At 74.9% G+C, this 24,628-nt stretch carries 14 protein-coding genes and 1 pseudogene; 4 read left to right on the forward strand and 11 right to left on the reverse strand.

The window, feature by feature from the left end; all coding sequences use genetic code 11:
* The 3 genes from KC207_RS06185 to KC207_RS06195 all read right to left on the reverse strand — a co-directional run bounded on the left by KC207_RS06185 (position 1) and on the right by KC207_RS06195 (position 3,412).
* Positions 1 to 1,176, reverse strand: a complete 1,176-nt coding sequence (locus KC207_RS06185) for a branched-chain amino acid ABC transporter permease (protein ID WP_211602044.1) — start codon at positions 1,174 to 1,176, stop codon at positions 1 to 3.
* Positions 1,176 to 2,177, reverse strand: a complete 1,002-nt coding sequence (locus tag KC207_RS06190) for a branched-chain amino acid ABC transporter permease (protein WP_249138592.1) — start codon at positions 2,175 to 2,177, stop codon at positions 1,176 to 1,178. The genes KC207_RS06185 and KC207_RS06190 overlap by 1 nt, the downstream gene beginning before the upstream one ends.
* Before the next feature lie 86 nt (positions 2,178 to 2,263).
* On the reverse strand, positions 2,264 to 3,412 hold the full coding sequence (locus KC207_RS06195; protein ID WP_211602045.1) for a branched-chain amino acid ABC transporter substrate-binding protein: 1,149 nt from the start codon (positions 3,410 to 3,412) through the stop codon (positions 2,264 to 2,266).
* Between the two features lie 271 nt (positions 3,413 to 3,683).
* Here KC207_RS06195 and KC207_RS06200 point away from each other — a divergent pair.
* Positions 3,684 to 4,871 (forward strand): annotated as a pseudogene (locus tag KC207_RS06200) (MFS transporter); the annotation flags it as partial.
* A gap of 32 nt (positions 4,872 to 4,903) precedes the next feature.
* Here the strand turns inward: KC207_RS06200 and yczE are convergent.
* The gene (gene yczE / locus KC207_RS06205; RefSeq protein WP_249138593.1) at positions 4,904 to 5,734 is read right to left on the reverse strand and encodes a membrane protein YczE; all 831 of its coding nucleotides are present in this window, start codon (positions 5,732 to 5,734) and stop codon (positions 4,904 to 4,906) included.
* Between the two features lie 61 nt (positions 5,735 to 5,795).
* On the opposite strand from yczE, the gene yczR reads away from it, so the two are divergent.
* Positions 5,796 to 7,253 (forward strand): MocR-like transcription factor YczR, encoded by a 1,458-nt coding sequence (gene yczR / locus KC207_RS06210; protein ID WP_211602046.1) that lies wholly within the window; start codon positions 5,796 to 5,798, stop codon positions 7,251 to 7,253.
* 55 nt (positions 7,254 to 7,308) lie between these two features.
* Positions 7,309 to 8,280 carry an acyl-CoA thioesterase gene (locus KC207_RS06215; RefSeq protein ID WP_211602047.1) on the forward strand — a complete coding sequence of 324 codons (972 nt, stop codon included), beginning with the start codon at positions 7,309 to 7,311 and terminating at the stop codon, positions 8,278 to 8,280.
* Here the strand turns inward: KC207_RS06215 and KC207_RS06220 are convergent.
* The 7 genes from KC207_RS06220 to glgX form a co-directional block, all read right to left on the reverse strand.
* Positions 8,264 to 8,959 (reverse strand): ABC transporter ATP-binding protein, encoded by a 696-nt coding sequence (locus KC207_RS06220; RefSeq protein ID WP_211602048.1) that lies wholly within the window; start codon positions 8,957 to 8,959, stop codon positions 8,264 to 8,266. The two genes, KC207_RS06215 and KC207_RS06220, sit on opposite strands and share 17 nt — an antisense overlap.
* The gene (locus KC207_RS06225) at positions 8,956 to 9,879 is read right to left on the reverse strand and encodes an ABC transporter ATP-binding protein (protein ID WP_211602049.1); all 924 of its coding nucleotides are present in this window, start codon (positions 9,877 to 9,879) and stop codon (positions 8,956 to 8,958) included. The genes KC207_RS06220 and KC207_RS06225 overlap by 4 nt, the downstream gene beginning before the upstream one ends.
* Positions 9,876 to 12,662, reverse strand: a complete 2,787-nt coding sequence (locus KC207_RS06230) for an FtsX-like permease family protein (RefSeq protein ID WP_211602050.1) — start codon at positions 12,660 to 12,662, stop codon at positions 9,876 to 9,878. The genes KC207_RS06225 and KC207_RS06230 overlap by 4 nt, the downstream gene beginning before the upstream one ends.
* Positions 12,659 to 15,784, reverse strand: coding sequence for an FtsX-like permease family protein (locus tag KC207_RS06235; RefSeq protein WP_211602051.1), 3,126 nt, complete (start codon positions 15,782 to 15,784; stop codon positions 12,659 to 12,661). Before KC207_RS06235 ends, KC207_RS06230 begins: the two co-directional genes overlap by 4 nt.
* Before the next feature lie 62 nt (positions 15,785 to 15,846).
* Positions 15,847 to 17,667, reverse strand: coding sequence for a malto-oligosyltrehalose trehalohydrolase (gene treZ / locus KC207_RS06240; RefSeq protein WP_211602052.1), 1,821 nt, complete (start codon positions 17,665 to 17,667; stop codon positions 15,847 to 15,849).
* Positions 17,664 to 20,150 carry a malto-oligosyltrehalose synthase gene (treY, locus tag KC207_RS06245; RefSeq protein WP_211602053.1) on the reverse strand — a complete coding sequence of 829 codons (2,487 nt, stop codon included), beginning with the start codon at positions 20,148 to 20,150 and terminating at the stop codon, positions 17,664 to 17,666. The genes treZ and treY overlap by 4 nt, the downstream gene beginning before the upstream one ends.
* Positions 20,150 to 22,306: a glycogen debranching protein GlgX gene (gene glgX / locus KC207_RS06250; protein WP_211602054.1), complete on the reverse strand. Its 2,157-nt coding sequence runs from the start codon at positions 22,304 to 22,306 to the stop codon at positions 20,150 to 20,152. The genes treY and glgX overlap by 1 nt, the downstream gene beginning before the upstream one ends.
* Before the next feature lie 284 nt (positions 22,307 to 22,590).
* Between glgX and KC207_RS06255 the strand changes: the two genes are divergently transcribed.
* Positions 22,591 to 24,597, forward strand: a complete 2,007-nt coding sequence (locus tag KC207_RS06255) for a cell wall-binding repeat-containing protein (protein ID WP_211602055.1) — start codon at positions 22,591 to 22,593, stop codon at positions 24,595 to 24,597.
* The last annotated feature ends 31 nt before the right edge of the window (positions 24,598 to 24,628 follow it).

The raw sequence follows: 24,628 nt of genomic DNA on the forward strand, positions 1-24,628 counted from the left end.
TCAGAGCACCTCCTTCTGCGCGGACTCCCGGCCCTCGAGCTCGTCGATCTCCTCCTGCGCCGCCCGGGCCCGGATGGTCCGGCGTGGGGGCAGCAGACCCTGGGGGCGGTAGACGGGCAGGATCATGAGCGCGAGGCCGAAGACGAGGAGCCGGAAGTCGCTGAACTCGCGGAACCGCTCCGGCAGGTAGGCGACGAGCGCCCCGCCGAGGACAGCGCCCCAGCGGTTGCCCGCCCCGCCGACGATGACGGCGGCGACGAAGAGGATCGACAGCAGCAGCGGGAAGCTCTGCGGGTTGATGTACCCGCCCTGGCTGCTCGCGTAGAGCGCCCCGGACAGCCCGCCGATGGCGGCACCGAGCGCGAACGCGAGGAGCTTGAAGCGGAACGTCGGGACACCCATGAGCTCGGCGGCGTCCTCGTCCTCGCGGGTGGCCTCCCACGCGCGCCCGACCCGGCTGTCCTTGACGAGCCGGTCCGCGACGAGGACGAGGATGAGCACGGTGAGGACGAGCCAGTAGTACGGGATCGCGCTCACGGCGCCGAAGACGAGGAACGGGGTCTCCCGGCCGGTGTCGACGCTCGGGACGAGCCCGTCCCAGGACAGCGACGGGATCGTGAAGAGCCCACCGGTGCCGAAGGGCGGCTCCGGGTCCGGGCCGATGTTCGGCGGGTGCGGGATGTCCTTGATGCCCGCGGCCGCGCCGACCCACTCGACGTTCGTCACGGCGAGACGGATGATCTCCCCGAACCCGAGGGTGACGATCGCGAGGTAGTCCCCGCGCACCCGCAGGGTCGGCGCCCCGAGCAGAACGCCGGTGATCATCGTGACGACGATCGCGACCGGCAGCGCGGCGAAGAACGACCAGTGGAACTGGTACGAGGTGAGCACGCCGGTCGTGTAGGCCCCGACGGCGTAGAAGCCGACGTACCCGAGGTCGAGCAGCCCGGCGTAGCCGATGACGATGTTGAGCCCGACGGCGACGAGGGCGAACGCGGCGATGCCGAACATCACCCCGCCGAAGTCGATCTGCTGGGTCGTGACGACCGGCGGCCGCACGAGCGGCAGCACGTAGAAGAACGCCGCGAGGAGCACCACGAGGGCGACCCGCGCGCCGCGCGGCATCCCCGCCCAGCGCCTGGCCATCGCGTCGAGCGCGGTCCGGACCGGTCCCATCACGCACGCGCCTTTCCGAGGGACTCCCCGAGCAGGCCCGAGGGCCGCACGAGGAGGATGAGGATGAGGAGCACGAAGGCGACGACGTCCTTCCACTCCGTGCCGAACAGGGCCGCCCCGTAGTTCTCCGAGACGCCGAGGAGCAGGCCGCCGACGAGGGCGCCGCGCAGGTTGCCGATGCCACCGAGCACGGCGGCGGTGAACGCCTTGACGCCGAGGATGAACCCCGCGTCCTGCCGGGTCGAGCCGATCTTCACCATGTACAGCGTGGCCGCGGCGCCGGCCATGAGCCCGCCGAGGATGAACGTGCCACGGATGATCCGGGTCGAGTTGACGCCCATGAGGGCCGCGGACTCCGGGTCCTGGGCGACGGCGCGCATGCCGCGGCCGAAGCGGGTCCGCCGGACGAACTGGTCGAGCGCGAGCATCATGAACAGCGAGGCGAGGATCACCATGACGTCGACGTCCTTGACCCCGTACCCGCCGACCTCGAAGAGGGTCTGCGGCTGGATCGTCACCGGGTTGGAGTAGGTGTCACGCGCCTTGGCGACGTAGGCGTCGAGGTCGTCGCGCAGGCCGACCCACCCGGCGACGCGGTCGCGCAGCCCCATGAGCTCGGCGAGCGCGAACGAGGCACCGATCGCCGAGATCAGGGCCATGAGCCGCGGTGCCTTGCGCTTCAGGAGCGGACGGTAGGCCACCCGCTCGAGGAGCATCGCGATGAGGGCCGAGACGACCATCGCGGCGACGAGCGAGAGCAGGAGCAGCCCGATGGTCTCGCCGAGGGTCTGGGTCGACGGGGTGCGGCCGTGGACGAACACGAAGACCCACGCCACCGCGAAGGTGCCGTACATGAACACCTCGGAGTGGGCGAAGTTGATGAGCTGCAGCACGCCGTAGACCATCGTGTAGCCGAGGGCCACGAGGGCGTAGATCGCCCCGAGCGCGAGCCCGGTGACCGTGAGCTCGACGATGTTGTTCGCGAGGAACGAGAAGTCCAACGCACTCCCCTTGGGCAGAGGGACCCGCGGCCGGGGACGGGACTCGTCCCCGGCCGCGCGTCAGTGGATGACGGGAGTGGTGCGGACTACTCGATGGGGGTGGGGTTCTCGAGGTCGAGCTCGCCGCCGGTCACCATGTAGGCGTAGATCGTCGAGGTCTCGATGTCACCCTTGTCGTCGAAGGAGATCGGGCCGCTGACGCCCTCGCCCTCGTACGAGCCGATGAACTCGTTGATGGCCTGCGCGTCCGTGGCCCCCGACTCCAGCGCCGCGAAGAAGATGTTCGCCGCGTCGTAGGACTGGGTGGTGTAGAGACCCGCGGCGCTGCCCGTGGACTCCTCGACCCGGGCCGCGAAGTCCTCCGGGGCCGGGGCCGCGGGGGCGGACAGGACCGCGCCCTCGGCCGCCTCGCCGGCGACCTCGACGAACGCCGGGTCCTGAGACCCGTCGCCCGACATGAAGGTGCCCTCCCAGCCGGCCTGGCGCAGCTGCTTCGCGAGCAGCCCGGCCTCGGTGTAGTAGCCGCCGTAGAAGACCGCGTCGGCGTCCGAGGAGGTGACCTTCGTGACGACCGAGGACATGTCGGTCTGCTTGACCTGGATCTGGTCGTAGCCGACCTCGGCGTCGCCGAGGCCCTCACGCACGACCCCGGAGAGGCCCTTGCTGTAGTCCTGCGCGTCGTCGATGACGAAGACCTTCGTCGCGCCGACGGTGTCGAGGAGGTAGCGCGCGTCGGCCTCGCCCTGCGCCTGGTCGTTGCCGATGATCCGGTGCCACGTCGTCCAGCCCTGGTCGGTGATCGTGACGTTGGTCGCGGACGGGGAGATCGTCGGGACGCCGGACTCGAAGAAGGTCTTCCCGGTGGCGAGCGACTCCCCGGAGAAGCCGGGGCCGACGAGGCCGATGATCGTGTCGTCGCCGACGATCTGGGTGGCGAGCGCGGGCGCCTTGTCCGGGCTGCCCTGGGAGTCGAACTCCTTGAGCCCGACGGGGCACTCGGCGTCCGCGTTGTACTCCTCGACGGCCAGCTTGATGCCGTTGACCATGTTGACGCCGAGGGCGCCGGCGTCGCCGGTCAGGGCGCCGAGGAATGCGAGGTTCTGCTCCTGGCAGTCGGCGGCGGCGTTGTCGCCGCTGGCGGCCCCGTCGCTCTCACTGCTGCCGCAGGCGGCCAGCGCGAGGCTCGTCGCCATGGCGAGCGCCCCGAGGTGCCACATACGGGTGGATCGGTTCATCTGCCCTCCGAGGGGGTGAAGTGCGCCTGGACGCATGAGACCGGCTGCGACCCCGCAGCCGGTGGCGGGAAGTTAGCACGCAGGAGGCCCCGGTGGACACGAGTTGCCACGACACGCTGTCGAGGGTTCCGGACGCGGTGCTCGTGGTGTCCGGGCGAGCGCATAGCGTGGGCGGGTGAGCCAGGGAACCGAGGAGCGCGACGCGCCGACGACCGACGCCCCCGACCCCCGGCGCTGGCGGGTCCTCGGGGTCACCCTCACGGTCGGCTTCATGGTGCTGCTCGACGTGACGATCGTCAACGTCGCGATCCCCTCGGTCCGCACCGGTCTCGACACCTCCGCCGGCACGATCCAGTGGGTCGTCTCCGGCTACGCGCTCGCCCTCGGGCTCGTCCTCGTCATCGGCGGCCGGCTCGGCGACGCCTACGGCCGGCGGCAGATGATGACCCTCGGCCTCACCGGGTTCGTCCTCTCCAGCGCCGTCGCCGGCCTCGCGCCGCACGTCGCCGTGCTCATCGGCGCGCGCCTCGTCCAGGGGTTCGCCGCCGGCCTGCTCACCCCGCAGAGCTCCGGGCTCATCCAGTCCCTCTTCCGGGGCCGCGAGCGCGGCGTCGCCTTCGGCCTCTTCGGCTTCACGGTGTCGGTGTCCTCCGCGATCGGCCCGATCCTCGGCGGCCTGCTCATCGCGGCCTTCGGCGAGGAGAACGGCTGGCGGTGGATCTTCCTCGTCAACGTGCCCATCGGCGCGGTCCTGCTCGTGGCCATCGCCCGGCTCGTCCCCGGCCGCGTCGAGTCCGACGGTCCGCGCGACACGCGCCTCGACGTGCGCGGCGCGGTGCTCCTCGGCGCGACCGTCCTCGCCCTGCTCTACCCCGTCGTGAGCCTCGAGTCCGGCCAGCGGCTCCCCCTGCTGCTCCTCGTCCTCGTCCCGGTCCTCGGCACCGCCTTCGTCCGGCACGAGCGGGCCGTCGTCCGCCGCGACGGTGCCCCCCTGCTCGACCTGTCGCTCCTGCGCTCCACCCCTGGCTACGCCAGTGGCATCGTCATCGGCAGCCTGTACTTCACCGGCTTCACCGGCATCTTCCTCGTGCTCAGCGTGTACTTCCAGGACGGGCTCGGCTACTCACCGCTGCAGGCGGGCCTGCTGCTCACCCCGTTCGCCGTCGGGTCCGCGGTCGCCTCCCCGCTCGCCGGCCGCCTCGTGAGCCGGGTCGGCCGACCGCTCACCGTCGGGTCGCTCGTCGTCATGATGGCCGGCCTCGTCGCCCTGGCCGTCGTCACGCCGTCGGCGCAGGACAGCCCCTGGATGTGGCTGCTCGTCGCCGGGCCGCTGCTCGTCGCCGGTCTCGGGGGCGGGGCGACGGTGTCGCCGAACATCACCCTGTCCCTCGACGAGGTCCCGCCCCGGATGGGCGGCGCCGCCGGCGGGGCGCTGCAGACCGGTCAGCGGATCGGCGCCGCGATCGGCGCGGCCGTCCTCATGACCGCGTATCAGGTCGCGGTGTCGCGGCTCGACGACCCGGGTGCGGCGCTGCGCTGGGCGCTCGGCACCTCGCTCGTCCTGCTCGGCGGCGCGCTAGCCGCGGCCGTGTGGTCCTGGCGGGTCGAGCCCGACTCGCGGGCGCCCGTCTCCCTTGCGGGGCGCTGACCCGGGCGGTCGAGCCGCACCGTGAGCAGCGGCAGGAACGCCTGGACGACCGGGCCGATGAGCAGGGCGTACACGAGCGTGCCGACCCCGACGATGCCTCCGAGCAGCCACCCCACGGCGACGACGGTCACCTCGAGACCGGTCCGCACGAGCCGGATCGAGCGGCCGGTGCGCCGGGACAGCCCCGTCATGAGCCCGTCCCGCGGGCCGGGCCCCAGCTGGCTCCCGATGTAGAGCGCCCCGGCCAGCCCGTTGCCGACGACGCCGGCGAGCAGCATCGGCACCCGCACGGCGAGGTCCTCGACCGGTGGCACGAGGGCGAGCGTCGCGTCGGTCGCGACCCCGACGACGACGGCGTTCGCGAGCGTGCCGAGCCCGGGCCACTGCCGCAGCGGGACCCACAGCAGCAGGATGACGAACGAGCTGAGCACGACCATCTGCCCGTACGACATCGGGACGTGCTGGATGAGGCCGAAGGTGAACACGCCCCACGGCTCGAGACCCAGCCCGGCCCGGAGGATGAGCGCCATCGTCGCGCCGAAGAGGACGAGGCCGACGACCAGCTGGACGAGGCGGCGCGGGAGGCGGCCGGCGCGCAGCTGCTCGAGCGGGGTCATCGGCACGAGGTCGACGCGGCGGGTCGGCGCGCTGCGCAGGCGCTGGATCGGGGTCACCCGACCAGTGTGCGCCGAAGTGGCCTGCCGATCGAGGGCCATTCGTGGGACAGTGGCCTCCATGGCCTCCCCCGCTCCCACGGTGAGCGCGACGCGGACCGCCCGGCTCGTCGGCGACGTCACGAGCACCAGGCCGGTCTACCGCGCACTCGCCGACGCGCTGCGGCTCACCGTCGCCGACGGCCGGATCGCCCCCGGCACCCGGCTGCCGAGCGAGCGGGACCTCACCCACGCCCTGGGCCTGAGCCGCACGACCGTCACCCGGGCCTACGACGTCCTGCGCGACACCGGCTACCTGCGCTCGGTCCGGGGGTCGGGCTCGGTCGCCACGCTCCCGACCGGGGTCGTCCACCGCGGCTCCGGCGGGCTGTTCCCGGGAGACGTGGCGGACGGGGTCCTCGACCTCACGTGCGCCGCGCCCCGGGCCCCCGCCGGCATCGTCGAGGCCTACGAGCGGGCCGTCGAACGGCTGCCCTCCTACCTCGGCGGCACCGGGTACCTCACGTACGGCCTGCCGGAGCTGCGGGAGGCCCTCGCCGAGCGGTACACGGCCCGCGGGGTGCCGACGCGCGCCGAGGACGTCCTCGTCACCTCGGGGGCGGTCGCGGGGCTCGGCGTCGTCCTGCGGGCGCTGGTCTCCCCCGGCGACCGGGTGCTCGTCGAGGACCCGACCTACCCCAACACCCTCGACCTGCTCCGGGGCGGCGGCGCCCGGCTGCGGACGCTGCCGGTCGACCCCGACGGCTGGGACCTCGACGACGCCGATCGGGTGGCTCGGTCCGCCGCCGCCCGGGCCGCGGTCCTCGTCCCCGACTTCCACAACCCCACCGGCGCCCTCCTCGACGACGAGGGCCGCGCTCGGCTCGCGGCCGCGCTCCGGTCGGCCGGGACCGTCCCCGTCGTCGACGAGACCATCGCCGAGATCGACCTCATCGGTGGGCCGATGGCGCTGCCCCTCGCCGCGCACGCCCCGGAGGCCGTCTCCGTCGGCAGCGCCTCGAAGTCGCACTGGGGCGGGCTGCGCACCGGGTGGGTCCGCGCCCCGCACGGACGGATGCGGGACCTCGTCGAGGCCCGTGTCGCGAGCGACCTCGGTGCGCCCGTGCTCGAGCAGCTCGTCCATCTCGAGCTCCTGCGGGCCTGTCCCGGCCTCACCGAGGACCGACGCACCGATCTCGTCGCCGCCCGCGACGCGGCGGCCACCGCCCTGCGTGCGCAGCTGCCCGAGGTCCGCTTCACGCCGGCCCGGGGCGGGCTGTCGCTGTGGTGCGAGCTGCCGCCCGGCACGAGTGCATCACGGGTCGCGGTCGCCGCCGAGCCCGAGGGGCTGCTCCTCGCGCCGGGACCCCGGTTCGCGGTCGAGGGCGGCCTCGACCGCTGGCTCCGGCTGCCGCACGTGCTGCCCGCGGAGGCGATGACCGACGCGGTGGGCCGGCTGGCCCGCGCGGTCCACGCGGTGGCGGGCCGAGGGCCGGACCCGGCCGACCGGCGCCGCCCGGTCCGTCCCCTCGTCGCGTGACACGACCCGACGGCGGCGTGCGCGGGTTCGTCCCGCGCGCCGATATCGTGACGCCGTGACCCCGCAGCCGCCGCCCGTCGACCCGCTCGAGGACCTCCTCGCCACGCTCGACCTCGAGGAGCTCGGCTCGGCGCGGGTCAGCGTCCAGCCCCGGGAGGGCTCCCCCGACCCGGCGATCGAGCTGCCGGAGACCTTCGCGGAGGACATCACCCTCTTCCGCGGCCAGAGCCAGCGTCAGCCGCACGGGCGGGTCTTCGGCGGTCAGGTGCTCGCCCAGGGCGTCGTCGCCTCGGGCCGCACCGTCGCCGCCACCGACCCCGGGCGGCGGCTGCACTCGATCCACGCGTACTTCATGCGGCCCGGGGACGACACCCAGCCGATCACCTTCAGCGTCGAGCGGATGCGCGACGGCCGGTCGTTCTCGACCCGGCGGGTGCACGCGATCCAGCACGGCAAGCCGATCCTGTCGATGAGCGCCTCGTTCCAGTCCCCCGACGGCGGCCTCGACCACGAGGACGAGATGCCGGACGTCCCCCCGGCCGAGACGCTGCGCTCGCTCGCCGACGTGTTCGCCGGCGTCGACGACCCCCGGGCCAAGCACCTCTCCCGCCGCGCCGTCGAGCTACGCCACGTCGAGGGGAACATCTTCGCCGAGCCCCCGGCCGAGGCCTCCGCGTACCAGCACGTGTGGATGCGGACCGTCGGGTCGCTGCCGGACGACCCGCTCGTCCACGAGGCCGTCCTCGCCTACGCCTCGGACTACTCGCTGCTCGAGACCATCCTGCGCCGGCACCGGCTGCCGTGGACGACGCCCGGGCTGAAGATGGCGAGCCTGGACCACGCGATGTGGTTCCACCGCCCGGCCCGGGCCGACGACTGGGTCCTCTACGCGCAGAGCTCGCCGTCGGCCCAGAGCGGCCGCGGGCTCGGCATCGGGCGGATGTTCTCCGCCGACGGGGTCCTCGTCGCGAGCGTCGCCCAGGAGGGCATGGTCCGCGTCCCGGAGGGCCTCACCCCTCGTCCGTGACGACCCCGTCGGCGATCGTGAGCACCCGGTCGGCGAGGCCGAGCAGCGCGGGGTCGTGCGTCGTGACGACCGTCGTCATCGACTCCTCGACGGCCAGCCTCGCGATGAGCGACATCACCTCGCGCCCCGTCTCGGAGTCGAGCTGCCCCGTCGGCTCGTCCGCGAGCAGCAGTCGGGGCCGGGACACGAGCGCCCGGGCGAGCGCCACCCGCTGCTGCTGACCGCCGGACAGCTCGTCCGGCCGGTGCTCCCCGTGTCCGCCGAGGCCCACCCGGTCCAGGACCGCGCCGACGCGCCGTTCGCGCTCCTGCGGCTCCGTCCCGCGCAGCCGCAGCGGCACCCCGACGTTCTCCCGGGCGGTGAGGACCGGGACGAGCCCGAAGGACTGGAAGACGTGGGCGACCGGCCCGCGGCGCAGGGCGAGGAGATCGTCGTCGGACATCGCCGTCACCACCTCGTCGTCGAGACGGACCGTCCCGGCGTCGCACCGGTCGAGGCCGCCGACGACGTTGAGCAGCGTCGTCTTGCCCGAGCCCGAGCGTCCCCGGACCGCGACGAGCTCACCCGGCCGGACCGTGAACCCGACCCCGCGCAGGGCCCGCACCGCCGTCGGGCCCGCGCCGTACGTCCGGTGCACGCCCTCGACCGCGACCCGCATCCCGGTCCCGTCGCCGCTCATGCGCCCTCCTTCCCGTCGACGCCGTCGTGCCCGGGTCGGACGGCGATGTGGTCGGGCTCGAGGTCGAGCCGCACCCGGTCGCGCAGCCCGAGCCGACCGGTGAACGCGGCCGGCAGCTGGAGGCGACCCGCCCGGTCGAGGACGGCGTACTCCTCGGCGACGAGCCCGGCCTCGCCGTCCCGGCGGAGCACCTCGGTCGAGGTCCGTCCGTCCCGGATGCCGACGGTCCGCGCGACGTGCTCGCTGACCAGTGGGTCGTGGGTCACGACGAGGACGGTCGTCCCGAGGTCCTCGTTGGCCCGGCGGACCGCCTCGAACACCTCGTCGCTGCTCCGGCTGTCGAGCTCGCCCGTCGGCTCGTCGGCGAGCAGCACCCGTGGGGAGTTCGCGACGGCGACACCGAGGGCGACCCGCTGCTGCTGGCCGCCGGAGAGCTCGGCGGGGCGACGGTCGGCGACGTCTCCCACCCCGAGGACGTCGAGGACCTCCCGGGCCCGGCGCGGCCGCTCCCGGCGGCCGACCCCGGCGAGGAGCATCGGGAGGCCGACGTTCTCGGCGGCGGTGAGGTAGGGCAGCAGGTTGGCGGCGGCCTGCTGGAAGAGGAAGCCGACGGTGTGCCGGCGGTAGCGCAGCCGGGCGCGCCGGTCGGTGCTCGACAGGTCGTGCCCCGCGACCCGGGCCACGCCGGCGCTCGGGGTGTCGAGGCCGGAGAGGATGGTGAGCAGGGTCGACTTGCCCGACCCGGAGGCGCCGACGAGCGCGACGAGGTCGCCCCGCTCGACGCGCAGGTCGAGACCCTGGAGGGCGACGACCTCGATCCCCTCGGTGCGGTAGATCCGCACGAGGTTGTCGCAGAGGATGTCCGGCTCCTCGTGCGGGGCGGCGGGGCGGGCCGCCCCGGGTGACGTCGTGGTCGTCATGCCGTGTCTCCTCTGCGCAGGTGGTCGGCGAGCGGGCCGCGCCGCGCGGCGGCGGCGTCGAGGACGAGGGCGAGGCCGCCGAGGGCGGTGATGCCCGCGGCGACCCCGAGCGCGACGAGCGGGCTCGGGTCGAGGGGCGGGCGGGTGAGCGACCCCGTGAACGGCGCGAGGTCGAGCGCCGGGGCGACGAGGGTCGGGCCGAGCAGCCCGACGGCGGCCCCGGCGAGCCCCCCGAGGGCGACGACGGGCAGCACCTCGACCCAGGCGAGTGCGCGGTCGCGCCCGCGGGGCAGTCCCATCGTCCGGAGCCGGGCGACCGCCGCGGCCCGCTCGGCGCGGGAGGCCACGAGGAGCAGGAGCAGCGCGACGAGGGTGAGGGCCGCCGCGAGGACGGCACCGACGAGGTAAGTCCCCGTGACGAGCCGCGGCAGGGCCAGCCCGGCGACGTCCGCACGGACCGCGTCCGCCGAGACGACGCCCGAGACCCGGCCGCTGGGGGTCAGTTCCGCCGGGTCCTCCGCCGCGCCGAGGAGGGCACGGGCGCCGGCCGAGTCGAGGAAGGCGGTGTCGGCGCGGACGGCCGGCACCGGGTCCTGGAGCGCGTCGAGGTCGACGAGGACGGCGGGGGCGGACCGTCCGTCGACGACCCGGACGAGGTCGGAGTCCCTCGACACGACGCGGATCGGGACCCGCTGACCCCGCACGACGAGGTCGGCCGTGCCGGGAGCGAGGCCGGGACCGCCGAGGACCGGGACGGGGCCGTCCTGTCCCTCGGCCGGGGCGTCCGGGACGGCGAGCGCGGTCCCCTCGACGAGGGCGCCGTACGCGGCGACGTCGGTCGCGACGAGGACGACGGGCGTCGACTCCCCCGCGAGGACGACCTCGGCGGCCTCGACGTACGCCGGGAGCACGGAGCCGACGCCGGGGCGGGCGAGGAGGGCCTCGACGTCCTCGGGGTCCAGGCGCAGGGCGTCGACCCGGCCCTCCGCCCCGACCGTGCGGAGCGCGGCGGTCTCCCGCTCCGTGTCCAGCGTGAGCGTCAGCTGCGCGAGGAGGGTGAGCACGGCCGCGCCGACGACGACGGTGACGACGGGCAGGGCGCCGCGCGCCCCGCCCCGGGCCGACCGGGCGAGTCCGAGGAAGGCGACGAGGCCCCTGCGGCGGGCTGCGACCCCGGCCGCACGTCGCGCGAGCGGCGGGAGCACACGGAGGACGACGAGCGCGGCAGCGGCGGCGACGAGGACCGGGACGAGGGCGGCGAACCAGTCCTGACGACCCGAGGCGATCTCCGCCCCGCGGGAGCGGACCGTCGTCACGGCGAGGACCGCGAGGACGACGACGCCTGCCTCGCCGACGGCCCGGCGCAGGACGCGGACGACGCGGACCCGTCGGGCCGCGTGCGATCCCGGGTCCCGACGCTCTCGCGCACGCACCCCGACGACGAGCGCCAGCGCCCCGGCCAGTGCGGGGACGAGGGCGACGACCGACACCTGGACGAGCGCGGTGCGGCCGGTCGTCCCCGGGAGCGCGATGGCAGCGGCGACGGCTCCCGCCGCCGCCGCGAGGACCACGGGGAGGACGGGCCCGACCGCCCCCGTGACGAGCAGCCGGCGCAGCGACCCGCCGCGCGCCCGCAGGAGTGCCGTCTCGGCCTCCCGGCGAGCGAGGGCGACGAGCGCGGTGAGAGCGAGGACGAGCACCGTGAGGGCGGTGAGACCGGTCGTCGCGAAGCCCGTCATGACGGCCGTCGCAGCGAGCGCCGTCGCGTGCTCGTCGACGAGCCCGCCGAGGCCGGTCGTCGTGGTGAGGGTCCGTCCTGGCACGCTGCGCAGCCGTGGGTCGGTGTCGAGCCGTGTGACGAGCGCGCGCACCGACCCCACGTCCCGGGTCCGGACGCGGCCGGCGTCGACCGGGTAGCGCCAGCTCGCAGCGAGCACGGGCGACCCCGCGTCGCGTGGCACGCCCGGCCCGGCGCGCCACAGGGCGTCCGACAGCGCCCCGTAGCTCGCGACGTCCGCGACGAGCGCCGCCTCCTCGGTGACCCCGCCGAGCGGGTCGGGGATCGCGGCGAGGCCGGCCATCCGGGGCTCGGCGGCCCAGAAGCCGTCCCCGGGGTCGAGCGGGGTGAAGGTCCCGGTGACGACGACCCGGACGGGGTCCGCGGTGCCCTCCGGGACGGCGTCGACGACGTCCCCGACCGCGACTCCCCAGGCGCGGGCGGTGGCGGCGGCGAGGGCGACCGGGACGACCCGGACGGGGTGCCGGGTCCCCCCGGCCCGCGTGGTTCCGGTGTCGTTCGCCGGCCCGGGCGCCCCGCCGTCGACCCAGCGGACGTGCGCGTCGAGCCCGCTCTGCGCCCGGAGCACGGCCCGGGTGGTGTCGGGGCGCAGCGGCGTGCCGCCGGGCCGGAGGAGGGCCGCGGGCTCGGACTGGGCGGCCCAGGTCGGCATCCCGAGGAGGCCGGACACCTCGGGCCCGAGGACGTCGCGCAGGACGGCGTCGACGGCCTCGAAGGGGGCGACCGGGCCCTCCCGCGGCGGGTCGGCCGTCGCCGGCGGGCCGAGCGGGCGCGACGGCGGCGAGGTCACCCCGACCTCGCGGGCGGCCGCCGGTGCACCGGCGAGGAGGTCGCCGAGGGCGGCGTCTGCGCTGCGGTCCACGACCCGGGGGCCGGTGACGAGGAACGCGCCGGCGAGCAGGCCCAGGACCGCCATGAGCGCGACCGGCCCCCGGACTGCGGCGAGCCCACGGACGAGGAGGGTGCGGGTTCTCGGCCCGGTCACGACTTACCTCCCGGCGGCCGGCCCCGTCGGCGGTCGTCCCGCACGACGACCCACCCGAGGACCGTGAGGACGAGGGTGAGCGCCCCGGCGAACCCGAGGACGGTGAGCGGCGGCAGGACGACGTCGACGGCCGGGACCTGCGGGTGACCGTCTCCCCCGGCGAGGAGCGGGACGACCGCGAGCGCGGCGGCGGCGCCCAGGAGCAGACCGACGGCGACCGTGCCGACGACGACCGCGAGCCGCTCGGCCTCGAGCACCCGGGCGAGCCGCGCCGGCGGGACGCCGAGGGCGACGAGCACGCCGTTCTCCGCACGCCGTCGCCGGGCCAGCGCGGTCGAGCTCGCCGCGAAGCCGACCGCGGCGAGGACGAGCGAGGCACCGGCGACGAGCGCCATCGCCGAGCGCATCCCCGCGTTGACGGGGTCCGCCCGCCGCTCGGCAACGAGCTCGTCCCGGACGACGACCCGGGTGCCGTACGCGGCGTCCGCCCGGACCTGCGCGGCCGCGGCCTCGACGTCGGCGGGGGCGCTCCACCACTCCCCCGGCTCGAGGACGGTCCGCGACCGGAACGAGCCCGGCGCGCCCGCCTCGGGGGTCGCCGCGACGGTCGCGAGGTCGAGGGCCACCCCGGCGGCCGGGTCGGCCGCCGTCGGCAGGGCGTCGACGACGCCGACGACCTCGACCGGGACCTCCCGGCCACCGAGCGGCAGGAGCACCCGGCGACCGTCCTCGCCCTGCAGGGCCTCGGCGACCGCGGGGGTCGCGAGGACGGGGACCGGCCGGTCGGCGGCCGGTGGCAGGGCGAGCCAGAGACCGCGGTCGTCGGTGCCGTCGACGAGGCCGTCCACCGGCACCTCCTGGCCGTCGGCGGTCACCTGCCCGAGGTCGAGCCGGACCGACCCGGCGGGGGCGAGCGCCGAGACGAAATCCGGCAGGTCGACCTCGACGCCGACGACCGCGAGCGGCGGTGTGAGGCGCCGCGAGCCGAGGTCCACCGTGACGGCGCGCCGCTGCTCGCCGATCCCGCCGACCGGCAGCGCGGCGACGACGCCGCGGCCGTCCTCGACGTGGACGGCGCCGGTGAACCCGTCCCCCCGACGGAACCCGAACCGGCGGATCTCGACCGGGGAGTCGACCGCGAGCTCGAGGGTCAGCCGCTCGGTGCCCTCCGGCAGCGGCACCGCCGGCGGCGGGCGGTCCTGCGCCGCGAGCCGCCCGGCGAGGTCCGGCCACGACGCCCCACGGAGGGTGTCGGCGCGGGGGTCGAGGACGGTCCCGGCCGCCGAGGCGTCGAGGCCGAGCACGGTGACCCCGTCGAGACCGCCGAGGCTCGTCGTGCCGCGCGACACCGGCACGACCCGGTCGGCGCCGGCGGCCTCCTCGACGACGGCCCCCGTCGTCGAGGACGTGCGTCCGGGCACCCCGCGGTCGACGCGCAACGGCGCCCCGGCCTCGAACGCCGACTGGTCCTCGATGGCGCGGGTCACGGTGGCGTCGTGCGCGAGCGCGATCGTGCCCATCCCAAAGGCGAGGAGGACGAGGAGGATGACCCCGGTCTGCTGCGCGCCGCGCCGGGCCAGCTGCCAGCCGCCCCACGCGAGGTCCAGGCCGGGGCGTCGGGTGCCCGCCCTGACGGCGAGCCGGGACAGCAGCGGGACGAGGCGCAGCGCGAGGACCGAGAACCCGGCGACGACGAGGGCCGGGGCCGCGCCGGTGAGCGGGTCGACGGTCGTGGACCCGCTCGCGTCGTAGCGGCGCAGCTGGACGAGGGCCAGCGCGGCGAGGACGAGGAGGGCGAGGTCGAGCCCCGACCCGGCCGCGAGCCGCGCCGAGGACCGTCCTCGGGTGTCCCGACCGACCCAGAGCCCGGTGACGACGGCGACACCGACGGCACCCGCGGCGAGCGGCAGCACCGTCGACCACAGGAGGGGGTCGACGGCGTCGGCCGGCCGCCACCACGGGCCGGGGACCCCGGCCACCGCCCGGGTGGTCCCCGGCGCGAGGGCGAGGGTGACGAGCACGCCGACGGCGGCGACGGCGAGGGCCTCCCCGAGCCCGAGGCGGGCGAGCCGGGTGCTCGAGGCACCGCGGACGCGCAACAACCGGGTCTCCTCCTCGCGCAGCCCCGCGAGCAGGCCCGCCGAGCCGACGAGCGCGGTGCCGCCGAGGAGGGCGAGGAGGAGGACCGGGGTGAGCAGGGACGCGCGGATGCGATCGGCGACGAGCCGGGCAGCGTCCAGCTCCGCGGGGACGACGGTCGAGACGCGGGCACCGTCGAGGGGCACGGTGGCCGGGGCGGCAGTGTCGGGGTCGTTCGCGACGAGCGGCAGACCCGACTCGCGGCGCAGGGTCGTCACGGCCTCCGCGACGTCGGCCCGGACCCCGTCGAGGCTGCCGGCGTCCACCCCCGTGAGACCGAGCTCGACCCGCCAGGTCGCCGACGAGCGGCCGAGGAGGCCGCCGTCGAGGGTGCCCGGGGCCAGGAGGAACGGTCCGTAGGTCGTGAACTCCGTCGAGGTGACGCCGACGACCCCGAGCGGCAGGTCGAGCCAGAGCGCGGCGTCGACGTCGTCCGGCCGCACGGTGCCGACGACCTCGACGTCGAGGGGCGGCGCGTCGTCGTCGACGAGGTCCGTCAGGGCGAGGCGGTCACCGACCGCGACGTCGAGCCCGTCGGCGGCCGCCACGGGCAGGACCACCTCGACGACACCGGGTTTCCCCTCGGGAGGTGCCGGCAGCCGGCCGTCGACGACGGTGACGGCGCCCGCGAGCCCGTCGGTCTCGGCGAGGGCGGCCCGGTCGGTCCCGGCGCGGCCCGGGAGGCCGCGGGACGTCACCGTCGAGACGCGGGTCACCCGCGCCCCGGGCAGGCCGCCCCCGACGTCGGCGACGAGGGCGTCGACGGCGGCGGTGTCCCCCGGGTCGAGGGTGCCGGACAGGACGAGGGACCGGTCGGCGGCCGGCACCTCGAGCGCGGAGCGGACCCCGGCGTCCCCGATCGTCGCGGTGAGCAGGCGCAGGGCGACGACGACGACGAGCGCCATCGCGACGGAGACGGTGACGGCGAGGACGGCCAGAGGGTGGGCCCCGGCACGGCGGACGAGCAGCACCCGTGCCCGCATCGCACCCTCCGCCTCGTCGTGACCGTCCCGACGTGGACGGCCGCAGGCACCCTAGCGAGCGGTCAGCGGTGGCCCAGCGAGAGGACGGACACGGTCGTGTCACGATGCCGCACCACGCCGTCCGCCACGTCGACGTCCGACCATCCGAGGAGCACCTCGCCGGCGTCCGGTACCGGCACGGCGGCGCCCCCGGCGAGGGTGACGACGACGGCGAAGGGCGTACCGTCGCGCGGCGTGTGTCGCACGAGGACCCACTGCGCGTCCGCGTCGTGGGTGACCTCGACGTCGGCGAGCCGGGTCGGCCCGACGGGCCGCAGCCGCCGGCGGAGGCCGGTGAGGGCGGTGTACCAGGCGAGCATGTCGGCGTGCGCGTCCCGGTCGACCTCGGACCAGTCGAGGACGGAGCGGTCCCGGGTCGCCGGGTCCTGCGGGTCCGGGACGTCCTCGGCGGCCCAACCGTGCGAGCCGAACTCGGCCCGCCGCCCCTCCCGCACGGCGTCGACGAGCCAGTCGTCGGTGAAGCTCGTGAAGAACTGCCACGGGGTGCTCGCGGCCCACTCCTCGCCCATGAAGAGCATCGGGGTCGTCGGCGCGAGGAGGTACAGGGCGGCGCCGGCGGCCTGGAGCGCCGGGTCGTCGACGAGTGCCGAGATGCGCTCGCCCGTCGCCCGGTTGCCGACCTGGTCGTGGGTCTGGAGGTAGCCGAGGAGCCGGCGGGCGTCGAGGGCCTCCCGGTCGACGGGGGCGCCCCACGTCGCGTCCCGGAACGACGAGTGCGTCCCGTCGTGGAGGAACCCCCGGGTCAGCACCTTCGCGAGCACGGAGAGCGCGTCCGGCTCGTCGGTGCCGGGCGTCCCGGCGAAGTCGGCGTAGTACCCCTGGGTCTCCCCGGTGAGGGCGACGTGGAGCGCGTGGTGCACGTCGTCGTCCCACTGCGCCGTCATCCCCCGCCCGCCGTCCGCGGTCGGGGTGACCATCACCGTGTCGTTCAGGTCGGACTCGGCGACGAGGTCGAGGGGACGCCCCAGACGCCCGGCGAGCGCGGCCGTCTCGTCGGCCAGCTCGGCGAGGTAGTGCCGCGGCGAGTCGTCCTTGAGCTCGTGGACGGCGTCGAGCCGCAGGGCGTCGACGTGGAACTCGCGGAACCAGCGCCGGACGTTCTCGAGGAGGAACTCGCGGACGACGTCGCTGCCGTCGTGGTCGAGGTTGACCGCCGGGCCCCACGGCGTCTCGTGCGCCTCGGTGAAGTACGGGCCGAAGCGGGCGAGGTAGTTGCCGCTCGCGCCGAGGTGGTTGTGGACGACGTCGAGGCAGACCCCGAGACCGCGGGCGTGGCAGGCGTCGACGAAGCGGGCGAACGCCTCCGGGCCGCCGGAGGAGTGCTGGACGGCGTAGAGGCCGACGCCGTCGTAGCCCCACCCGCGGTCGGTGGGGTACGCGGCGACGGGCATGACCTCGACGACGTCGACCCCGAGGTCGACGAGGTGGTCCAGGTGCTCGAGGGCGGCGTCGAACGTGCCCTCGGGGGTGAAGGTCCCGACGTGCAGCTCGTAGAACACGCCGCCGAGCGAGCCCGCCCCGTCCTGGGGGCCGCGCCACCCGTCGTCGGTCCAGGCGAAGGCGGACGTGTCGACGGTGCGGCTCGGTCCGTGGACGGTGTCCGGCAGCCAGGCGCTGCGCGGGTCCGGCAGGGCGGGCTCCTCGCCGTCGAGGACGAAGGCGTAGTCGACGGCCCCCACCTCGCGCGGGGCCTCCCAGCGCCACCAGCCGTCGCCGACGGCGGTCATCTCCGCGCGCCGCGGGGTCCCGGTGTCCCCAGCGGGGGCCCAGTCGATGTCGACCCGGTCCGGGAAGGGTGCCCAGACCTCGACGACCGTGCTCATGACGCCTCCTCGTCGGTCGGCAGCAGGTCGGCGGACACGAGCAGCGCCACCGGCCGGTCGAGGAGGACCTCGGCGAGCGACAGCCCGTCCTCCCGCGCGTCGTGGTCGCGCCCGGCGAGCACGTCGGTCCACCGTCCCGCGCGCACGGCGACGCGCGCGTCGCCCCAGCCGCCCGCGTCGGCGAGCCGGCCGGCACCCCGCGTGACGACGGTGACGACCTGCGGCCCGGACGCGTCGCCGCGGGCGAAGGCGAGGGCGTGCGGGTCGCCGACCTCGAGCCCCTCGTACGTCGCGTCCTCGCCGACGAAGCACTCCGGGTGGTCCCGGCGCAGCCGCAGCGCGAGCGCCGACACCCGCATCTTGTCGTCGTCGAGGTCGAAGCACGGCTCGTCGTCGAGGACCCGCTGCAGGCGCTCGGACCGGTCGGCCCAGTCGACGGGACGGCGGTTGTCCGGGTCGACGAGCGAGAGCATCCCGATCTCGCAGCCCTGGTAGACGTCCGGCACGCCGGGCATCGTCAGCTGCAGCAGCTTCTGACCGAGGATGTTCGCCCGCACCGACGGCTCGTGCGGGACGGTCCACGCGTCGAGGTGCTCGTGGACGGCGAGGTCGCGGCCGAGGGCGCGCGCGAAGGCGACGACCTCGTCCTCGTAGTCGGTGTTGCCGTCGACCCACGCCGTGTGCACCTTGGCCTCGCGGACCGCCTTGAGGAGGTACTCCTCGAGCCGGGCGCCGGAGATCGGCCAGGTCCCGACGAGGGTCTGCCAGACGAGGTACTCCGTCGGCGGGTCGACCCGCGGGGTGCGGTGGGGGCCGGCGAGCTCGCGGGCACCGGCGAGCCACCGCTCCCAGCCGTCGGCGTCCTCGGCGAGCACCATGAGCCGGGCCCGGGTGTCCTCGGACCGCTTCGTGTCGTGCGTCGTGAGGGTCGTCATCGACGTCGGCCACTCCGCCTGCTGACGCGCGCACCACGCGTGGAAGTCCTCGGCCTCCAGCGACAGCGTCTGCGGGTGCCCGCCGACCTCGTTGGCCCCGGCGAGCCGGAACCAGCGGTAGAACGCGGTGTCCTCGATGCCCTTGGCCATGACGGGGCCGCACGTCTGCTGGAAGCGCACGCGCAGCTCGTCGGCCACCCGGCCGGTGTCGGTGGCCGCCTCCGGGACGTCCCGGTCGAGGACGAGCCGCACGACGAGGTCGAGGGCGTCCACGTCGCTCGGCGCGAGCAGCGCGCGGGCCCGGGCGGCCGCGTCGTCGACGACGGCCGCCTGCTCCGGGTCGACGGGCCGGCCCGGGACGACGTAGGCGCGGTACCGGTCCATCGAGACGAGCAGCGCCTCGAGCGCCCGCCGCAGCGCCGCGGCGTCGGCGTCCGGCAGGACCCGGCGCGCCAGCCGCATGAGGCGGTCGACCTCGGCGGCCTGGACGTCGTCGACGACGAGCCGCTTGCTCTCGGTGACGACGGCGTCGAGGTCGACGTGCTGCGGGGCCACCTCGGCCCAGAGCCGGTCGAGCGTGCCGGACGGGTCGCCGGGGGTCAGCACCTGCTGCACGCGCAGCAGCGCGTCGTAGCCGGTCGTCCCGGCGCACCGCCACGACTCGGGCAGCCGCTCCTCCCCCTCGAGGATCTTCTCGACGACGACCCACGCGTCCCCCGTCGACTCGGCGAGCCGTTCGAGGTAGCCACCGGGGTCGGCGAGGCCGTCGGGGTGGTCGATCCGGAAGCCGTCGACCTCGCCGTGCCCGTGGAGGGCGAGGAGCAGGGCGTGGCTCGCGGTGAAGACGACGGGGTCCTCGACCCGGACGGCCACGAGCGAGGTGACGTCGAAGAAGCGACGGTAGTTGACGGCCTCGTCCTCGCGCCACGTCGTGAGGCGGTAGGCCTGGGCGTCGACGAGGTCGGTGAGCGGGAGGTCCTCGGTGCCCGGGGCGACGGGGAACTCGTGCTCGTAGTAGCGCAGCACGTGCTCGGTGCCCCCCGGACCGCCGTCGTCGGCGAGGACGAGCTCGCCGCGCTCCACGACCTGCTCGAGCGTGCCGCCGAGCACGGGCATGAGGATGCGGGAGTCCTCGGCGACCCAGTCGACGTCGAACCAGGACGCGTAGGGCGAGCGGGCACCCTCCCGCAGCAGCGACCAGAACGGGGCGTTGAGGTGCTCCGGCGACGGCACCGCCATGTGGTTGGGGACGACGTCGACGACGATGCCCAGCCCGTGCTCGTGGCACGCCTCGACGAGCCGCTCGAACGCCCCCCGGCCGCCCGCCTCGGTGGCGACCCGCGTGTGGTCGAGGACGTCGTAGCCGTGGGTCGAGCCCGGGGCCGGCTGGAGGATCGGGCTGAGGTAGACGTGCGAGACCCCGAGCGCGGCGAGGTAGGGCACCTGGTCGGCCGCGGCGTCGAACCCGTAGCCGCCGTGCACCTGGAGCCGGTACGTGGCGGTGGGGACGACGCGGGCGGGGTCGGGGCGGTGGACGGCCACGGGCATCAGCTCCGGGTCGAGGTGGCGGCGGACGTGCCGGCCGCGACGGCCGAGGTCTCGCGGGGGTTGCGCAGGACGACCAGGGAGCGCGGCTGGACGGGGACCGACCCCTGCGCCTCGTGCCACCCGGTGTCCGGCTCGTCGGCGGCGGTGTCGATCTCGACGCACCACCGCGGGCCGTACTCCTGCGGCGGGAGGACGAAGTCGAGGGGATCGTGGTCGGCGTTGAAGAGGACGAGGAAGTCGTCGTCCGTGATCGGCCGTCCGTACTGGTCGGGGCCGGGGATGGCCAGGCCGTTGAGGTAGACCGTCATGCTCCGGGCCTCGTTGTCCGACCAGTCGGTCTCGGCCATCGCCTCACCGCCCGGCTGGAACCACGCGATGTCGCCGCGGTCGGACTCGCCGCCGTGGTCGGCGCTGCCGTCGAAGAACCGGCGCCGTCGGAAGACGGGGTGCTCGTGCCGGAGCCGGGCGACGGCCGCGGTGAAGGCGTAGAGCCGGCGCTGCTCGTCGTCGAGGTCCCAGTCGACCCAGGAGATGTCGTTGTCCTGGCAGTACACGTTGTTGTTGCCGCCCTGGGTGCGGCCGATCTCGTCGCCGTGGGCGAGCATCGGGACGCCCTGGCTCAACAGCAGCGTCGCGAGGAAGTTGCGCTGCTGGCGCACCCGGAGCGCGTTGACCTCCGGGTCGTCCGTCGGGCCCTCGACGCCGCAGTTCCAGGACCGGTTGTGCGACTCGCCGTCGCGGCCGTCCTCGCCGTTGGCGTCGTTGTGCTTGTCGTTGTACGACACGAGGTCGCGCAGGGTGAACCCGTCGTGCGCGGTGACGAAGTTGATCGAGGCGATCGGCTTGCGGCCGTTGTGCTCGTAGAGGTCGCTCGAGCCGGTGATCCGGGAGGCGAACTCGCCGAGGGTGCTCGGCACCCCGCGCCAGAAGTCGCGGACGGTGTCGCGGTACTTGCCGTTCCACTCGGTCCACAGCGGGGGGAAGCCGCCGACCTGGTAGCCGCCCTCGCCGATGTCCCACGGCTCGGCGATGAGCTTGACCTGCGAGATCACCGGGTCCTGCTGGATGAGGTCGAAGAACGCCGACAGCTTGTCGACCTCGTGGAACTGGCGCGCCAGCGTCGCCGCGAGGTCGAAGCGGAAGCCGTCGACGTGCATCTCGGTCACCCAGTAGCGCAGCGAGTCCATGATGAGCTGCAGGACGTGCGGGTTGCGCATGAGCAGGCTGTTGCCGGTGCCCGTCGTGTCGTAGTAGTGCTGCTTGTCCTCGTCGACGAGCCGGTAGTACGCGGCGTTGTCGATGCCCTTGAAGCAGATCGTCGGACCGTAGTCGTTGCCCTCGGCGGTGTGGTTGTAGACGACGTCGAGGATGACCTCGATGTTCGCCTCGTGCAGCGCCTTGACCATCGCCTTGAACTCGGTGACCTGCTCCCCGTGGTCGGAGCGGGCGTAGCCGTTGTGCGGGGCGAGGAAGCCGATCGTGTTGTAGCCCCAGTAGTTCGTCAGGCCCTTCTCCTGGAGCGAGGTGTCCTGGACGAACTGGTGGACCGGCATGAGCTCGATCGCGGTGACCCCGAGCTCGGTGAGGTGCTCGATGACGGCCGGGTGGGCGATCGCCGAGTACGTCCCGCGGATCTCCTCGGGGATGTCCGGGTGGGTCATCGTCAGGCCCTTGACGTGGGCCTCGTAGATGACGCTCTCGTGGTACTCGTGCCGCGGCGGGCGGTCGTGGCCCCAGTCGAAGTAGGGGTTGGTGACGACGCCGAGCATCGTCTTGCCGAGGCTGTCCTCGGTGTTGCGCTTCTTCGGGTTGCCGAACTCGTAGCTGAAGAGCGCCTGGTCGGGGCTGACCTGGCCCTCGACGGCTTTCGCGTACGGGTCGAGGAGGAGCTTGCTCGGGTCGCAGCGGTGGCCGTTCTCCGGCTCGTACGGTCCGTGCACGCGGTAGCCGTAGCGCTGGCCGGGCTGCATGTTCGGGACGTAGCCGTGCCACACGAAGCCGTCGACCTCGGGCATCTCGATCCGGGTCTCGACGTTGTCGTCGTCGACCAGGCAGAGCTCGACCCGGTCCGCGACCTCGCTGAAGAGGGCGAAGTTGACGCCGCTGCCGTCGTACGTGGCGCCGAGGGGGTACGCCGTCCCAGGCCAGATCTCCACTGAATGCCTTCCGTGAGGTGTCACCGCAGGCCAGCGTCGTTGCCGGCACCGCGCGGGGTCCCCGCGCGAGATGTCCCAACCTACCGTCCGGTCGCCGCCCCCGACGGATCCGCCCGGGACGGGGCCACGGCGCCGAGGAGCGTCGTGACCCGTCCGAGGGGACGACCCATCCACATGCTCCTGCGAGTTCTCGCAGTTCGGCACGTCGCGGGCAGCCCATGGCCCTACCCTCGGCACCGGAGCAGACGCCTCGGGGGCGCGAGCCGGTATCTCGGGAGCTGACCATGCCGACCGCCCCTCCCGCCCGACGGGTGCGTCGGACCACTGTCGTGGGTCTCGTCGTCGCGCTGGCCGGCGCCTTTCTCGTCGCGGGCGCCACGGCCCCACCGCCGGCAGTCGCGCTCGGGGTCCGGGAACCACTGACGACGGTCGGCCACACCCCGGCCGGCAGCGTCCTCACCAGCACGCGGTCGTTCACCAGTGCCGGCCACCTCGACGTCGTCTCCGCCGAGGGCGCCCTGCTGCGCCGGTACCCGCTGCCGAAGGACGCCGACCCCTCTCCCCGGGACGACGACCGGACCCTCACCGTCTGCGCCGACGTCGCGGTCTCGACCCGGGCCCCCGCCACCCTCGACGGCGTCACGCACGTCCTCTGGTACTCGCTGACCTCGGACGACTCGGGCACCGCGCCGGTGCCCGAGGGTCGGGTCCTCTCGGCGGCGCCGGGAGGCTGGGTGGTCGGCGTCGGCGCCGACGACGGCACGGAGCACCTCGTGCTCGTCCGCACGGACGGGTCCCGCACCGAGCTCGGGAGCGTCGAGGGGTCCGTCGTCAAGAGCGCGTGTGACGCCTCCGCGCTCGTCGTGGGGACCGACCGCCCCGGGGTGGCGACCGCCGTCGTCCGCGTCCCCTTCGACGGCACCGGCCCGGCGGTGCTGCGCTCCGAGCCGTACGACGGCGACGTGCGGACCGCGCTGCGCCCCTATGCGGTGAACGGCGCCTCCTCCCTCGTCCTCACCTACGGGTACGACACGGCCACCGGGAGGACGATCTGGCCCGCGGTCGTGGACCGCTACGACGGCGCTCTCCGCTCGCCGGTCGTCGAGCTGCCGACCGGGGTCGGCATGGACAGCGCGGCCGTGTCGCCTGACTCCTCCTTCGTCTGCCTGCGGGTGAGCCCGGTCGGCTGCGAGGCGCACCACGTCCCCGTCGACGGTCCGGGGACGACCCGCCACCTCCCCATCGGTCAGACGAGCGCCGGCTTCGTCGGGGACGGGTTCGTCCTCGGCTGCGCGCCGCCGGTCGACGTGTGCGACGGGCTGTACCGGCTCACCGTCCCCGACCTCGAGGTGAACCGGGTGTACCGCACGACGACTCCGCTCCCGGTGACCCGCTGGTCCGGGAGGAACCGGTACGCCGTGGCGGCCGAGATCTCGCGGCAGGCCACCGGCTCGCCGGACACGGTCTACCTCGCCTCGGGGCGGTCGTTCGCCGACTCGTTGAGCGTCGGGCCGTTCACCTCGACGCACGCCCCGGTCCTCCTCACGGAACCGAGCGTGGTCCCCGCCGAGACCCTGGCGGAGCTGCGTCGGATCCGTCCCGCCCGGATAGTGGTCCTCGGTGGCCGGGCGTCGGTGTCCGACGAGGTCGTGCGGGCCGTGCGACCGCTGACCGGAGCCGTGGAGCGAGTCGGCGGGGCCGACCGGTACGAGGTGGCGGCCAACCTCACGGCGTCGACGCACGCCTCCTGGTCCACCGTGTATGTCGCCTCCGGCGAGGTGTTCGCCGACGGGCTCGTCGCGGCCCCGGCCGCCAAGGGCGACGACGCACCCCTGCTCCTCACCCGCGGGGACCGCCTGCCACCCGCGACGGCGGACCGTCTGCGCGCGATTCGCCCGAGCGAGGTCGTCGTCGTCGGGGGCACCGGCACCGTGTCCAGGGACGTCCTGGGACGGATCCGGGCGATCGTCGGCCCCACGGGGTCGGTGCGGCGCGTGGCCGGGACGGACCGCTACGACCTCGCGGCGCGGCTGGCTCGGGAGATGACCACCGACGGGTCGGGCCGCAGCCCGTTCCTCGCGTCCGGCGAGACCTTCCCCGACGCGCTGAGCCTGTCCTCGGTGTCCTCCGGCACACGGCCGATCCTGCTCACCCGTGCGAGCGTGCTCCCTGCGGCGACCGCGGCCGCGCTGCAGCGCATGGAACCGGTCCGGCTCGTCGTCGTCGGCGGCGAGGCCTCGGTCCCTCCGGTGGTCGTGCAGCAGGTCCGCGACCTGCCGGACCTGCTCTGAGGCCACCGCACGCGACGACGCCGCGCCCACT

The sequence above is a fragment of the Phycicoccus avicenniae genome (assembly GCF_018139485.1).
GTDB classification, from domain to species: Bacteria; Actinomycetota; Actinomycetes; order Actinomycetales; family Dermatophilaceae; genus Phycicoccus; species Phycicoccus avicenniae.